Raw genomic sequence first — 15,174 nt, forward strand, 5'->3', positions numbered from 1 at the left:
AAAGCATGTCTTTTCTTTTTCAGAAGATTGCAGTTTATTTATCGGCTAATATGTATTTTCGCGGTTTAATTCCAAAATCATGGAGAAAACAGACAAACTATTTCCCTGCTTTTATTTGGCTCCGATTGCTGCGGTGAGCGAGATGTTAAGCGCCGACGGAGATGAAATTCTAGTCGAAAAATTCGAACACTTCCCCAAGCAAACCTATCGAAATAGGGCGAGTATCTACTCTCCAAATGGTAAATTGGACTTGATCATTCCTGTTAGGAAGGGTGCAAAAGTACACACGGTGATGAAGGATGTACGGATAAGTTATGAGAGTGACTGGCAACGCCTACATTGGATGAGTTTGCAAACTTCCTACAGACGGTCAGCTTATTTTGAATTTTATGAGGATGACTTCGCGCCATTTTACGAAAAAAAATATGAATTTTTATTTGATTTCAATACCGATCTGACAAGTATGTTGCTTCGGTTGTTAAAAATACGAAAGGCGTTAACGTTTACGACCTCATATCTGGATAATGATGCCGGTATTCAAGATTTTAGAAACCGCATTCACCCAAAACAGACCTATCAAGCCAAGGAATTCAAGCCGTATTTTCAGGTGTTTGAACCTAAGCATGGATTCCTTCCAAATTTAAGTATTGTTGACTTACTGTTTAACCAAGGCCCTAATAGTTTAAATTTTTTATAATTGCGAACAATCTAATCTTTCGAAACTATTGCTCAGTCGTTGGTTTGGATGCCGAATCGATAAAACAACAAAATATCGGGCTAGGCTGCTTCTTTTAGCAAATCCATGCGCTCACATATTTTATTCAAATCTTGAGTAATTTTGCTTACAAAGGAAATTTGCTCTGTTATTAACTTTGTTTCTTCGTTTTCTCCCGTATCCTCCGGCAAAGCAGTAACCACTTTGATATCTGTTTCGATAAAAGGTTCATCGTCTTCAGTCATTTTAAACTGCAAAATCGTTTGAGAAAGTTGTTTAAGCGATTTTCGTGTCAATCTAACGTGTTCAGCGGTGAGTGACTGCTGAGCAGCATTTTTGACAACAGCTACCAATGCAACTGAGTAAGAGGATAATATGTGATTATATATTAAGAACTTATTTAGTTCTTTAGCGTTTTTTTGTTTGCTTTTTGGCTCGGTAATCATTCGCTGAAAAATCGAGGTCATATTGGCCATATTAACATAGACATCTTTCCTAACCAATTTGTATTCAGTCTCACTTACCTCTATACCAATAATATACTCCAGCGCTTTGACTAAGTAATTGTAATTAGCAATAAGGAGCTTTCGCATACTGGTTTGTACATTTTTACTTTCCCAACTCGGGAAAATGATGTAACTGGAAGTAAAAGCCAATAAACTACCGGTTATGGTGTCTATCACACGTTCCTGAAGAATTTCAAAGGTGCTTACGCCGAGAAAGCTATATAAAAGTAAAAGGTAAGGTGTTAAAAACATGACACCTAGAATGTAGTTAATGCGAATGAAGCTGTAAGCTAATACCATAAAAATCATTAAAAAAATGAATCTGGCAATCTCTTGCTCAATGCCAAGTAGAATCGCGATACCCGCCAGTCCGCCGATTATAGTGCCTGACATACGTTGATAATTGCGTTGCTTTGTCAAGCTCCAACCCGGTTTAAGAATAACCAGGACGGTCATTAAAATCCAATAACTATGATTGCCAAAAGGGATTAGTTTCGAAATAAAAAAAGCTGCAATCATCACAATCACCATTCTTAAGGCATGTCTGAAAGTAGACGATTTTAAACTTAAATTGTCTTTTAGAACCTTCGGATTGAATGACTGATGTGATAAAAACTTAGTTAAATCTGTTTCCTGATTGTTAAATTGAGCGGTCTGCGTATCAAAGTATTGATAAATGTTGTTGAGCTTGTTAATTAAATCCCGGATATTGACTAATATCTTTTTTAAGATTACCGTGTTTTTGCCTGTGTTTTCTACGCGATCTATTGCCCCTTTTATATGTTCTAAGTCCGATTTGAAATCGTATAATTTCTTTGGTCGATGATTCGCATTGATATGATAAGCCAGATTGTCCATCTCATTGGCTAATCTGTTAACCGTTATTCTAATAGCCCTTAAAGCATCTGTATCTCCGAAGTTATGGCGAATGGCCTCATAATCGTAATGTGTAGCCATCGTTCGTTCAAAAATATCTACCATGTCGGTAAATATAATGACCAATACGCGCCCTAAGCGCGTAGAGTCTTTTACAATCGCCTTGCTTTTAAAAAGTAACTCCCTCACGACATCCTGATGTTGATGAACGATCACTTGCTGGTCAATCAATTTTTGGTAGTTTTTGTCGTTATCAACGGTTATATCATAAAAATTGGCCTTTAATCGTACATAAGCAGCGGTATCTTGAATACATTCAGCTAGGGCCTGCTGGGAAAGTCTGAATGGACGAAATTGAGTTAAGGTAAGGCTCAAAAGCATGTACCAAGCTCCTCCAATCGTTGCATAGACAGCATGCATAAGCGAGCTGTCAGCAGTCATCTTTAAATCATCCATATTAAGGATCATCACTAGAATTGCGGCCGTGCCCAAAGAAGCTGCCCGCGTTCCGTAAACCGCTATCATACACATAGAAAAATTGAGGACAGACAGAAAGATGATAACAGCTACATCGAAAGGGTTAATCAATTTGGTGATAAACGATATCACAAAGATAAAGCCTACTAACACCAGCATCGCATTTCTTCGGTCTTTTGTAGGGCCAGGGGTATCTACAATACTGGTAATTACCGCCCCTAAAGAGACAGCTATCCCCGTTCTTATGTCCCCTAAATAGGAAAAGATTAAAGCAGGAACCAGGGCCCCAAAAGCAATTCGCAAACCATCGGCAAAATACTGACTATATAAAAATGTCTTAATAGCTTGTGTTTGTTTCACTAGAAAAAATCAGTAATAATAGTATGAATGACTTTCCCCTTGTCATTTTGGGATTTACTGACGAATATACAAAAATCCGGCCGACTTATTTTTTGCTTTAGATATTTTGACTGATTAAAGTCATTTTATTTTTTCTAAACGGCGTAAAGCATTTTTATCCATATTATTGAGAACCGTAATAAAAAAGCGTCAAGCAAAACTTATCAGTATCGTACCTGTTATTGCATAGACACTAACCGCATTATGCTGTTTATTGTTTGAGTAATTAAATTGAAAAATGTTATCATAACGAGGGTAATTGCTTGGTGAATTGTAGTTAAGTTTAGATTGTTTTGATATTTATTTGTATTTTGTGCCGTTTTGTTGAAAAAACAATAAATTTTTGTTTTTAACCACGTATTAATCTTTGAGGTATTTATGAAACTAAGTCAGAAAGAAGCTGTTTATGAGAATGAGGTCTTGACACGCTTTGAACTCTATAACAGTCTTTTTTTAACATTACCATTTTATCAAGTCAAGCATACCGGGACCTTATTACCTTTCTTTTCAACGCATATCGAAAAGGGAGTAAATGATAAAATGGATCCCGAAGCAATAATTGAAAGTTTTTTTGGACAATACGAACAATATATTCACAAGGCCGATCGCTTCGATTTACTCTTCCGGATCATCCAATATATCGAAAGACAGGTCGTTTTATTTGATGCGATAGAAGATGCCGCTTTCTCGAAGACCGGTAGGGCCGATGATGCCGGATCTTTGGAATCTTTATTTAAACGTGCTGAAAATAATAACGTATTACGTGATAAGATCGTTAATCGGTTGAAAGATTTTTCGCTGCGATTGGTTCTTACCGCCCATCCTACACAGTTCTATCCGGGCGAAGTGTTGGGTATTATCACCGACTTAACAGGGGCTCTAAAAAAGAATGACATTAACGATATCCATTTATTGTTACAGCAATTAGGCAAGACACCGTTCCTACAGAAAAATAAGCCAACTCCCATTGACGAAGCCAGGAGCTTAGCCTGGTTTTTGGAGCATGTGTTTTACCCGGTTGTTTCGGATATACAATGTATGGTGGATAATGACTTTGATGCCAATGGTTGTATTAGGGAAGCGGAAAAACAAATCGTTGAGTTGGGCTTCTGGCCGGGGGGGGATCGCGATGGAAATCCTAATGTGACTACAGAAAGTACAAAAGAGGTTTCTGCTTTGTTGAGAACCATCTTGTTCAGGTGTTATTATCGGGATTTTAGAGTGATGAAACGCCGTATTACTTTCAGAGGAGTGGAAAAGTATATGGCAGCTTTGCAGGAAATTTTCTACGAGAATAGCTTTAACCCACAGGAAAATCAAAAGAATGTAAAAGACGCTATCATCTTCAATTTAAGTGAAGTAAAACGAGTGCTTACCGACTATCACGACCGTCTTTTTGTGAACCTTGTGGACGATCTTTTGCGGAAGGTTAAAATTTTCGGGACCTACTTCTCGAGCTTGGATATTCGCCAGGATAGCAGCATCCTCCGCAAAACATATCAATACCTCTACAAAGCTCATCCGGAAGAGACAGGAATTGATGCAGATTTTGAAACGTTGGAGGAGGCAGACAAGATTATGTCCGCTCGCTTCCGTGAGGCTGATTTACCAACAGACAATATTAAGGATCCTTTAATTCTGGATATGGTAGAAACGATTCGTTTTGTTCAAAAAATCCAGCAGTCGGGAGGGCCGAAGGCCTGCCATCGATTTATTATCAGTAATTGTCAACAAGCGTCAGATATTCTGTCCCTTATGGAACTTTTCCTATGGAACGGTTGGAAGAAAGAGACGCTTTCAATTGATTTTGTACCATTGTTTGAGACGGTAGATGATCTGAAGCGTGCGGCTAAAGTGATGGAAATCCTCTATAACAATAAGGCTTATCAATCCCATCTTAAACACCGTGGGAATAAGCAAACAATTATGCTCGGGTTTTCAGATAGCACAAAAGATGGTGGATACCTAATGGCCAATTGGTCTATTTACAAAGCAAAAATGGAGCTTACTGCGATGGCGCGTAAATACGATGTCGATTTAACCTTCTTTGATGGACGGGGCGGGCCTCCGGCTAGAGGAGGGGGGAAAACCCAACGGTTTTATGCTTCTATGGGTGATGAAATAGCGAATGATCATATTCAATTAACGATTCAGGGGCAAACGATAAGTAGTCAGTATGGCTCTTTTGATACCGCACATTACAATATTGAGCAATTGTTGAATGCCGGTATAACTTCAGGAATAAAAACCAAACCTGGCGATACCCTCAGTCAGGGGAAGAAAATGTTGATTGATCGTATGGCTGGAGCGAGCTATAATAAATTTATGGAGCTAAGGAAACACCCCTTATTCCTAAAATATCTGGAAGAACTTAGTCCATTGAAGTTCCTGTCATCTCTTAACATCAGCAGTAGACCGGTAAAAAGAAATTCAAATTCTGAATTACGATTGGAGGACCTACGGGCAATCAGTTTTGTAACCGCTTGGAGCCAACTGAAGCAAAGTGTCCCTGGTTGTTACGGCGTGGGAACGGCGCTTAAAAATGCAGACGATTCGGGCGAGTGGGATAAAGTGCAAGAACTTTATAATACTTCCGGTATGTTCAAAACAATCATTGACAATAGTATTATGTCTATGACGAAATCAAATTTTAATATCACTGCCTATTTAAAAGACGACGAAAAGTTTGGGACATTTTGGAATATGCTTCGCGAAGAGTTTGAGTTAACTAAGCAATACTTTTTAAAATTAACGGGTACCACGATGCTTATGGAACGATATCCCGTAGAAAGGAAATCGATTGCTACGAGAGAGAAAATCGTTCTACCTCTTGTCATTATTCAACATTATGCGATTAAAAAAATGCATAATTTGAGTACGGATGATCCGAATTATGAGATTTATGGTAAATTACTCACCCGCACGGTATATGGTATTGTCAACGCTGGAAGGAATTTGGTATAATTGAGTGGTATTCACAGTGGATTTGTACATAAAAATTGATAATAGGAAAATTTTATGTTAGGTTTGCTGGACAAAACTGTACATACATAAATAGAAATTAAAAATGAATAGGAAGATAGCTTTATTTGGCTTGTCAACTTTTGCATGTGTTTTATCGATGAGCTCCTGTACAAGTGTTGGTGAACATAAGGCCAGCGCAGAGTTATACTACACAAACATCACGAAAGCAGATACCGAAGAATATAGATTTTATCGTACGGTATATCAATTGGCGAATGAGGAAATAGAGTTTGCTAATATCATTTCACAGCGAGGAAGCAATGCGAGTGTAAAATCCTTAGCTACAAATTTAAGCACCCAATATAAAGATGTGTTAGCAAAAGTTCAGGAATTGGCTACCAAATCTGATGTACTGATTCCTTTCCCGGCTATGCACTCATTGGAATTACCTGCCGGCTTGGATTCTGCTCAGGCAAGCATATTGGATAAAGAATTTCTAAAACACTCGCTACATAATCAGGAAGCTATTCTTCACCAATTTGAGGGCGCAGCCCGCACCACAGATGTCAGTGTGAGAAAATATGCGAAAGAGGCACTTCCTGTTCTTGAAAAAAGCATAGAAGAGACAAAAACTTTACTGTAAGCTTTTTCAGAGTGCCTTAGGAAGGTGTCTTAAAAGGTACAAGTCGGGATAACGATAAAAAGTAACTTTTTAAAGACACCTTTTTCTTTTGTATATTTCCTTGGCCCCGGCTCGGTATTTTTTAACAGAACCTAGAAATAGGATGAAATTTTGTTGAGATAAAAAGCTAATCCGATTAGCAAAACTATTTACGGGATTTAGCGTTTTATTAAACAATAAAACTTATAAGTATATGTCAAAATATCCGGTAATAGCAGGCATACTTTCCTATGGTATGTCTGGTAGAATATTTCATGCGCCTTTTCTTGAAACAAATACGCGGTTTAAGTTCAAAGCGGTTGTAGAAAGAAGTAAAAAAACGGCACAGCAACGATACCCCAATATTATCAGTTATGATAGCGTTGATGAGTTATTAGATGATAAGGATATAGAACTGGTTGTGGTAAACACCCCGAACCAGACACATTTCGACTATGCCAAAAAGGCTTTGCTGAAAGGAAAGCATGTGCTAATCGAAAAGCCCTGTGCTGCCACAAGTCAGGAAGTGAAAGAGCTTTTTGATCTTGGCAGAGAACAAGGTAAGCATGTAATGGTGTTCCAGAACAGAAGATGGGATAGTGACTTCAAACTTGTTAAAAGAATTATTGAAAGTGGTGCGCTTGGAGATATAATTGAATTTCATATCCGTTTCGATCGTTATAGGAAAGAAAAGAGTCCTAAAACATTTAAAGAAATCAATCAGGCAGCCGCTGGTTTAACCTATGATTTAGGTCCGCACTTGCTTGACCAGGTAATCTCGCTGTTCGGTAAGCCTAAAGATAGCATCAAGCTGACAAGCATTCACAGAGAAAATTCAGAGGTAGATGATTTTTTCACCTTTGTATTAACTTATGAACACGGACTTACTGTTTTTGCACATGCAAGTTTGTTAGTTGCACAGCCCTTGCCCGCGTATGTGATACATGGCACAAAAGGCTCTTTTCAAAAAAACCGAGCAGATGTGCAAGAGGAACAATTGGACAAAGGGATGTGGCCGACTGACGAAAAATTCGGACTGGAAGCCGTTGGTCAAGAGGGCTTATTAACTATTATCAATAAAACTAATCAAAAACAGATTTTTTATAAAGAGGCGCTTAAAGGGAACTATAAGGGCTTGTTTAATGCCGTATATGAACAAATCCGGAAAGATAAACCTTATCCCATCACAGAGGAACAGATTATATGGCAAATGGAGCTACTTGAGAAAAAATCGTGGGATAAATAATCCTTTGTTTCCGGTATTTAATTTGCTTAGCTTTATATAACTTAAATAAACGGTTATGGCTAAGAAAATCACAAAAAAACAAAAGAAAGCGGATAAGCAAAAAGTTACCAAATCGCTAACTAAACGTGTTACGGCTCTATTGAATGATTTAGGGCATGAAACGAAAGATTTGGCAAAAGATATTAAGAAAGCCAGTAAGAAACTCGCGGAAAAGCTGTCGGATAAAATAGAAGGTGCTAAAGGGCAAACGAAGAAAAAAGCAGAGGCTTCCAAAAAGAAAGTCAAAACTGTCGGAGAAAAGGTAGAAAAGAAATCAAAAGAGAAGGCAGAAAAAAGTGCAAAAGCAGTAGAGCAGAAAGTAAAAACTGCAACTAAAACCAGCAACACTTCGAAAAAGGAGCCTGTGAAGGATGACAAGGTTGGAAAGACAGAGGTTAGCAAAGTTAGTGGTAAAACTCAATCGGTAGCTCCTGCAAAATTACCCATTCCAAAGGCTACTCCAACAAAACCGGTAACCGCCGCCACGCCACCTGCAAGCACAAGCAAGAAGACAAGCCCGCAAAAGAGCCCGTTAGCAACAACAACGGTAAAAAAAGCTGTTCCGCAGCGAAGCGCTTCTTCATCAACTGGCAGCGTTAAAACAGATAGTAAGCAATCGGCGGTAGCATCAGCAGCCACTAAAGCAGTATCGCAACCAAAAAAAGTTGTCACTCCTAATCAAATTGCAAACCAAGCGAAAAAAGAAGCAGAATTAAAACCCGCCGTTAAAGAGGAAAAGAAGGCAGTTGTTACGGGTAATAAAACAAGCGCAAAGCCGGCAACGAATGTTAATAGTCAGCCAAAAACTGCTCCCAAAAAAGCGACGCCTGCAACCGCGAGCAAAACAGCAAGTAAACCATCAGAACCGTCAGATAAACCAGCAATTTCCTAATTTTGATTCATAAAAGGTAATGTTTACTTAACATGTACTTAACATTTTTATGCAAAATTTGCTGTCTATAAATGGTATTCTGATAAATGTCTGCATCTTTTAAGAGCAAAGCTCCTTTAATTAATAGAGAGATAAGTTGGTTATATTTCAATGAGCGCGTATTACAGGAAGCGGCGGATAAATCAGTGCCTCTACTAGAGCGTCTTCGCTTTCTTTCGATATTCTCTTCCAATTTAGATGAGTTCTATCGCGTAAGAGTGGCTACACTTAATAGGTTGGCAAACGTAAATACGAAAGCGAAGGAGCTCCTGGGCTTTAACCCTCGGAAAGTATTAAATGAAATTAAGAATATCGTTGTTAAACAGGAAAAGCGGTTTGAATACCTTTATGAGCACGAAATAATTAAAGAGCTGGCGGAAGAGAAGATTTTTATTATTAATGAAAAACAACTGAACGTTAGTCGAGGAGAATTTGTTAGGAAGTATTTTCAAGAGAAAGTACTTCCTAATCTGGTTCCGATTATGTTGGATGTGGACAATACCAAACCATTCCCTGAATTAAAAGATCGCCGAATTTATTTCCTTATTAAGTTAACATATCATAAGAAAATCAGATATGCCCTATTGGAGGTGCCCAGCAAAAGCATTAATCGTTTTTTGGTGCTTCCTCATAGTAATCAATTGAAATTCATTATACTTTTGGATGATATCATTCGATATTGTCTTGATGAATTGTTTTTTATTTTTAAATACGATACCATTGAAGCCTTCACGATCCAACTGACCCGTGATGCGGAACTGGATATCGATCCCAATGTAAGTGAGAAATTTATCGAAGCCTTAAGTAAGAGCCTTCAAAGGCGATCGAAGGGAAAGCCAATGCGCTTGCTTTATGACAGTGAGATCCCACTGGACATGCTGAATTTTTTGGTTTCGAGAATGAATTTGAGCAACGGTGTACTTATTCCAGGCAATCGTTACCACAATTTCAAAGACTTCATAGCCTTTCCAAATGTAGGAGGACCATCCTTGGAGTATGAGACGCTTCCTGCGCTCGAAGTAAAAGAGCTCGACTTGAGTAATAGCATTTTTAACCAGATTGCAAAAAGAGATTATCTGATCAGTTTGCCATACCAGTCATTTGACTATATCATTCATTTTTTGCGAGAGGCTGCCATTGATCCAAAAGTGGTGGAAATTAATATTACCCTCTATCGTTTGGCCGAAAATTCAAAGATTATCAATGCCTTAATCAACGCAGCAAAGAACGGAAAAAAAGTAAACTGCCTGATTGAATTAAAAGCGCGATTTGATGAAGAAGCCAATATTTTCTGGAGTAATAAATTGGAAGAGGGTGGAGTGCATGTACATTATGGTCTTTTGGCTTATAAGGTACATTCCAAAATATGTTTGATAAGCAGGAGGGAAAAGGGGAGACTTACGTATTATGCGAATCTGGCAACAGGAAATTATAATGAAAAGAGCGCGCGAAGTTATTGCGACCATAGTATGTTCACCGTTCATAAAGGTATAACGGCAGATCTAAAAAGGCTTTTTAAAGGACTGGAAAAAAATCTTTTTACAAAGGCTATAAATACATTATCACTTCGCCTTTGGAAATGCGCAATGCAGTTTATCAATTAATCGATAGGGAAATAGAGCTTGCTAAAGCGGGCAAGGATGCATATATGATTTTAAAGATGAACAGCCTTTCTGATGAAGGTATGATTTTGAAATTGTATGAAGCTAGTAACGCTGGAGTCAAGATCCGACTAATTGTGCGAGGTATGTGCTGTCTGGTTCCGCAACAACCAGGTTTCAGCGAAAATATAACGGTTATTAGTATTGTAGACAGATTTTTGGAGCATGCTCGTGTGTGGATCTTCGGGAACGATGGCAATGAAAAAATATATTTATCGTCAGCTGATTGGATGACCAGAAACATAGATAGACGATTGGAAGTTAGCTTTCCCGTAGTAGATCCCTTATTGGTTAAGGAAATAAAAGATATTCTTGATCTCCAACTTCGCGATAATACTAAAGCAAGGGTAATTAATGCGGCAAACGATAACAGATACGTAAAGAAGAGAAAAAATGAAATGAGTTATCGGGCCCAACTGGATACTTACCATTATTTGAAACAAAAGAATAAATAAAGATATGAGATATGGAGCTATTGATATTGGTTCAAACGCTATCAGATTATTAATTGCTGATATAATTGAGAATGGCCAAGTAGTTTCTTTTAAGAAGAATACACTCATTCGAGTACCCTTACGTTTAGGCGACGACGCTTTTATTGATAAGAACATCTCTAAGAGAAAATCAGAAGATTTAATAAAAACTATGTCGGCGTTTAAATCACTGATGGACGTCTATAAGGTTAGTGAATACATGGCTTGTGCAACTTCTGCCATGCGAGAAGCTGTCAATGGTTCCGAGTTGGTGCAAGAGATAAAAAAAGTCGGTATCAACCTGGAAATCATTGATGGCGTAAAAGAAGCTAGTATCATCTATAATAGCCATGTTGAACAGCAATTGGAAAGACGGAAAAGCTATTTATACATTGATGTTGGTGGTGGTAGCACCGAGTTATCGGTATTTAATAATGGAGCTTTAAGCGCATCGAGGTCATTTAATATAGGAACTATTCGTATCCTAGATAATCAGGATAGCGAGGAAACCTGGACTGAAATGAAGGAATGGATAAAAGAAAACACCAAGAATTATAAAGGAATTATAGGCATTGGAACCGGCGGTAATATTAATAAGTTGCATCGTCTAGCCGACGAAAAGGGAACTAAGCCCTTATCTTTCAATAAACTTAAGTCGCTATACGAATATTTAAATTCTTTTTCCCTAAAAGAACGTATCAATGTTCTCGGATTAAATAACGACCGTGCCGATGTGATTATTCCGGCTTGTGAAATCTTCCTGAATGTTATGAAATGGGGAAGTGTAAAAAATATTGTTGTGCCTAGGGTAGGTCTTGTCGATGGAATTATCCAAACGCTCATCGACGAACATGGAAAATAAATAAGAAAAAGCTCGATAATACCGATTTTGAAATAAAAAAAATTAAACCTATCGGGCGTTATGGTGTTTTTTTTTAAATATAACTGAAAGTATATTATAGATATAATAAAATTGAGTATCTTTGGCGCCCGTATGAAAAGACTTTTTATACGGGTTTTTTGTTGCTATTTTTGCGCATGGTCAAGAAAGTCGCCCTTATAGCGGTTAGGCCGACTGAAAAATAACTTATTCTGACGAAAAATGGCTGAGCTGCCAGAGGGGTACTTTAGCTCAGACAAGCTTCGTCGCCGTTAACCGAGCTTGCGAGCTCATTGATACCTAAAAACAGTGAATAGTATCGATAAAAACAAATTAAACATTCAATGAAAATCTTAAAATTCGGTGGAACATCGGTTGGTAGTCCCGAGCGTATGAAGAAATTACTGGACATCATCCAACCCGGTGAAGAGAAACAGATCGTTGTTTTATCTGCAGTAGCAGGTACAACCAATGCATTAGTTGAAATATCACAAGCTTTTGCAGCGGGTGATAAGCGAAAGGCCGAAGCACTAATTAAGGGTTTGCACGCGAAGTATGAGGAATTTATTGAAGAGCTATTTACAAGTCAAGAAGGTAAAGAAAATGGAAAGGAACTGATCGATTATCATTTTAACTTTATAGAATCTTTTGCCCATGACCTTTTTACACCTATAGAAGAAAAGATTATTTTGGCACAAGGGGAGTTATTGTCAACGACCCTTTATCATTTTTATCTTACGGAAATTGGCGTTCGCTCTAAGCTGCTACCGGCTTTAGACTTCATGAAGATCGATGAGGATAATGAACCTACTATTGATTTTATCGGCGAGCATTTGTCGACTTTATTAGCAGCTTCAAATGACCACCAGTTGTTTATTACGCAAGGTTACATCTGCAGAAATGCTTTTGGTGAGATTGATAACCTAAGACGAGGTGGAAGCGATTATACCGCCTCGTTAATAGGTGCAGCCATACGTGCGGAAGAGGTTCAAATTTGGACAGATATTGATGGTATGCATAATAACGATCCGCGTATCGTAAAGGGTACAAAGCCCATTGCCCATTTAACATTTGATGAAGCTGCGGAGCTAGCTTATTTCGGAGCAAAAATTTTACATCCTCAAAGTGTATTTCCAGCTCAACGATATAACATTCCCGTAAGGCTACTGAATACCATGGATCCTGATGCCTCGGGCACTTTGATCAGTAAAGAGGGGGCCGTTAGGGGAGAAGTTCGGTCTATTGCGGCTAAGGATGGTATTACCGCAATTCGAATTCATTCTTCGCGTATGCTTTTAGCTTTTGGTTTTTTAAGAAGAGTTTTCGAAGTTTTTGAGCGTTACAAAACACCTATCGATATGATTACCACTTCGGAAGTCGCTGTATCGTTGACCATTGATGATACCCGTTTTCTCAGTGATATTGAAAGGGAATTAAAGGATTTTGGTTCAGTTGAAATTGACGTTAATCAAACCATCGTTTGCGTCGTCGGCGATTTCAGTTTAAATACGCATGGTTACGCTTCCCGTGTATTGGACGCTGTGAAACACATCCCTGTGCGCATGATTTCGTATGGTGGCAGCAATTTTAACATCTCATTGCTGATTAACGCTGAAGATAAGGTTGAAGTGCTTCGTTCTTTACACAATCGTTTATTTTAATTATAATGGCGATTTACGCTACAGAATTACATGTTTAACAGAGATATTATAGCTGCTTTTGAGCAGAAGGAAACCCCCTTTTTTTATTACGATTTACAGCTACTCCAAGCAACAATAGATAATGCGCTTACTGAGGCTGATAAGTACAAGTTTCACATACATTATGCGCTTAAGGCGAATTTTAATGAACGCGTTTTACAAATTATCCAAGAATCCGGTATTGGAGCCGATTGTGTAAGTGGTAATGAAGTACTAAAGGCGGTAGAAACGGGTTTTTCCCCTGATAAAATTGTTTTTGCAGGTGTTGGTAAAGCTGATAAAGAAATCATAGCTGCACTTCATCACGATATATTTGCTTTTAATGTTGAATCGGTACAGGAGTTGTGCGTCATCGGCGATTTAGCGAAGAAGGAAGGCAAGGTGGCAAAAGTTGCACTTAGAATCAACCCAAACGTGGATGCGAAGACACACAAGTATATTACAACCGGTTTAGACGAGAACAAGTTTGGTATTAAAACCTGGGAACTAAATGAATGCTTGGATGTTATCAGGAACTTTGATTCGCTGGAATTAATCGGACTACATTTTCATGTGGGCTCACAAGTAGTTGATCTCAATGTTTTCAAAAGCCTGTGTGTAAAAGTAAATGAGTTTAACAATTGGTTTGACGAGCGTGGGTATCGTTTAAAAGTACTTAATGTAGGCGGAGGATTGGGGGTTAACTATACCGATCCCGATGGTGAACCTATTGTTGATTTTAAACGTTACTTTGAAATCTTTGATCAATTTTTGGAGCGCAAGGGAGAGCAAGAGGTGCATTTTGAGCTCGGAAGAGCTCTGGTTGCGCAAAGCGGAAGCTTAATTAGTAAAGTCTTGTATGTCAAGAATGGTATTAAAAAACATTTTTTGATTCTCGATGCAGGTATGACAGAATTAATGAGACCCGCTTTATATCAAGCTTATCACAAAATAGAGCATTTATCTGCTAAGCAGCTAAGTGAAGAGACGAGGGACAGATCGGTTAACTATGACGTTGTAGGGCCTATTTGCGAAAGTACCGATTGTTTCGGGAAGGAAGTCGAGCTTCCGGAGTCTAAGCGCGGGGATTTGATTGCCATTCGCACAACGGGTGCATATGGTGAGGTAATGGCTTCAAAATACAACCTACGAGACGAAATTCGTTATGTTTATAGTGATGAAATAGTATAAGTATAGGCTTGCTTGCGGGTCTATAAAAATAAAGAGCAGATTGTATAAATCCGCTCTTTATTTTTATATCCCAATTAAAATGCCCGGTTTATTAATGATTGGAATACGGATCAGGTTGGTGTCAACAATACTTTCCGGTAAGAAAATAAATTTCTTATCATAAATAGTTCCACCAATATAATAACTCAGCAAATATTCATTGGTTAAACCGAAAACCTGTTCGTCAATTGCTTCTACTAATGCAAACTCTTTTGCCTCTATATCTCCGATAAAATGGCGTAATACGGAAGTTTTTACTTCGCGCTCATCCTTCAAACCATAGCCCTTGCTGCTGATAAGCACATTCTTTATGGGTTCTTCCTTTTGGTTGATTAAGTAAACATTCCAGTGTCTGCTGGTAGGCGAATCACTTTCCAATACAACAGCTACATATATATCTTCTACAACGTTTGGAGGAAGGTCCTTCTTCATATATC

Annotated in this window: 12 protein-coding genes; 10 read left to right on the plus strand and 2 right to left on the minus strand. The window is 38.3% G+C overall.

The window, feature by feature from the left end; all coding sequences use genetic code 11:
- Nucleotides 1–79 precede the first annotated feature (79 nt).
- Nucleotides 80–697: a WbqC family protein gene (locus tag QT327_RS11780; protein ID WP_130857440.1), complete on the plus strand. Its 618-nt coding sequence runs from the start codon at nucleotides 80–82 to the stop codon at nucleotides 695–697.
- A gap of 80 nt (nucleotides 698–777) precedes the next feature.
- On the opposite strand, the gene QT327_RS11785 is transcribed toward QT327_RS11780, so the two are convergent.
- Nucleotides 778–2,934, minus strand: coding sequence for an FUSC family protein (locus QT327_RS11785; RefSeq protein WP_289552971.1), 2,157 nt, complete (start codon nucleotides 2,932–2,934; stop codon nucleotides 778–780).
- Nucleotides 2,935–3,351: 417 nt separating this feature from the next.
- Between QT327_RS11785 and QT327_RS11790 the strand changes: the two genes are divergently transcribed.
- The 9 genes from QT327_RS11790 (at nucleotide 3,352) to lysA (ending at nucleotide 14,698) form a co-directional block, all read left to right on the plus strand.
- Complete coding sequence (locus QT327_RS11790; RefSeq protein WP_130857442.1) at nucleotides 3,352–5,937, plus strand: phosphoenolpyruvate carboxylase; 2,586 nt, start codon at nucleotides 3,352–3,354, stop codon at nucleotides 5,935–5,937.
- Between the two features lie 103 nt (nucleotides 5,938–6,040).
- A complete protein-coding gene (locus QT327_RS11795; protein ID WP_130857443.1) occupies nucleotides 6,041–6,580 on the plus strand; it encodes a DUF4142 domain-containing protein in 540 nt (179 codons plus the stop codon).
- 232 nt (nucleotides 6,581–6,812) lie between these two features.
- On the plus strand, nucleotides 6,813–7,844 hold the full coding sequence (locus tag QT327_RS11800; protein WP_130857444.1) for a Gfo/Idh/MocA family oxidoreductase: 1,032 nt from the start codon (nucleotides 6,813–6,815) through the stop codon (nucleotides 7,842–7,844).
- A 169-nt stretch (nucleotides 7,845–8,013) separates the two neighbouring features.
- Nucleotides 8,014–8,775, plus strand: coding sequence for a hypothetical protein (locus QT327_RS11805; RefSeq protein ID WP_289552972.1), 762 nt, complete (start codon nucleotides 8,014–8,016; stop codon nucleotides 8,773–8,775).
- Between the two features lie 86 nt (nucleotides 8,776–8,861).
- On the plus strand, nucleotides 8,862–10,418 hold the full coding sequence (gene ppk1, locus QT327_RS11810) for a polyphosphate kinase 1 (protein ID WP_354004769.1): 1,557 nt from the start codon (nucleotides 8,862–8,864) through the stop codon (nucleotides 10,416–10,418).
- Nucleotides 10,394–10,930 (plus strand): polyphosphate kinase, encoded by a 537-nt coding sequence (locus QT327_RS28220; protein WP_354004770.1) that lies wholly within the window; start codon nucleotides 10,394–10,396, stop codon nucleotides 10,928–10,930. The genes ppk1 and QT327_RS28220 overlap by 25 nt, the downstream gene beginning before the upstream one ends.
- Before the next feature lie 4 nt (nucleotides 10,931–10,934).
- On the plus strand, nucleotides 10,935–11,810 hold the full coding sequence (locus QT327_RS11815) for a Ppx/GppA phosphatase family protein (RefSeq protein ID WP_130857447.1): 876 nt from the start codon (nucleotides 10,935–10,937) through the stop codon (nucleotides 11,808–11,810).
- A gap of 362 nt (nucleotides 11,811–12,172) precedes the next feature.
- Complete coding sequence (locus QT327_RS11820) at nucleotides 12,173–13,489, plus strand: aspartate kinase (protein ID WP_130857448.1); 1,317 nt, start codon at nucleotides 12,173–12,175, stop codon at nucleotides 13,487–13,489.
- A 30-nt stretch (nucleotides 13,490–13,519) separates the two neighbouring features.
- On the plus strand, nucleotides 13,520–14,698 hold the full coding sequence (lysA, locus tag QT327_RS11825) for a diaminopimelate decarboxylase (protein ID WP_289552973.1): 1,179 nt from the start codon (nucleotides 13,520–13,522) through the stop codon (nucleotides 14,696–14,698).
- 63 nt (nucleotides 14,699–14,761) lie between these two features.
- Here the strand turns inward: lysA and QT327_RS11830 are convergent, their stop codons facing one another.
- Nucleotides 14,762–15,169 carry a hypothetical protein gene (locus QT327_RS11830; RefSeq protein WP_013666436.1) on the minus strand — a complete coding sequence of 136 codons (408 nt, stop codon included), beginning with the start codon at nucleotides 15,167–15,169 and terminating at the stop codon, nucleotides 14,762–14,764.
- Between the last annotated feature and the right edge of the window lie 5 nt (nucleotides 15,170–15,174).

The organism is Olivibacter sp. 47 (genome assembly GCF_030372825.1).
Taxonomy (GTDB): domain Bacteria; phylum Bacteroidota; class Bacteroidia; order Sphingobacteriales; family Sphingobacteriaceae; genus Olivibacter; species Olivibacter oleidegradans.

What these genes read in the sequence shown, in the direction of transcription:
- QT327_RS28220 (WP_354004770.1), top strand. Translation starts at nt 10,394, where the DNA reads ATGCGCAATGCAGTTTATCAATTAATCGATAGGGAAATAGAGCTTGCT.
- QT327_RS11790 (WP_130857442.1), top strand. Translation starts at nt 3,352, where the DNA reads ATGAAACTAAGTCAGAAAGAAGCTGTTTATGAGAATGAGGTCTTGACA.
- QT327_RS11830 (WP_013666436.1), bottom strand. Translation starts at nt 15,169, where the DNA reads ATGAAGAAGGACCTTCCTCCAAACGTTGTAGAAGATATATATGTAGCT.
- QT327_RS11820 (WP_130857448.1), top strand. Translation starts at nt 12,173, where the DNA reads ATGAAAATCTTAAAATTCGGTGGAACATCGGTTGGTAGTCCCGAGCGT.
- lysA (WP_289552973.1), top strand. Translation starts at nt 13,520, where the DNA reads ATGTTTAACAGAGATATTATAGCTGCTTTTGAGCAGAAGGAAACCCCC.
- QT327_RS11815 (WP_130857447.1), top strand. Translation starts at nt 10,935, where the DNA reads ATGAGATATGGAGCTATTGATATTGGTTCAAACGCTATCAGATTATTA.
- QT327_RS11795 (WP_130857443.1), top strand. Translation starts at nt 6,041, where the DNA reads ATGAATAGGAAGATAGCTTTATTTGGCTTGTCAACTTTTGCATGTGTT.
- QT327_RS11780 (WP_130857440.1), top strand. Translation starts at nt 80, where the DNA reads ATGGAGAAAACAGACAAACTATTTCCCTGCTTTTATTTGGCTCCGATT.
- ppk1 (WP_354004769.1), top strand. Translation starts at nt 8,862, where the DNA reads ATGTCTGCATCTTTTAAGAGCAAAGCTCCTTTAATTAATAGAGAGATA.
- QT327_RS11800 (WP_130857444.1), top strand. Translation starts at nt 6,813, where the DNA reads ATGTCAAAATATCCGGTAATAGCAGGCATACTTTCCTATGGTATGTCT.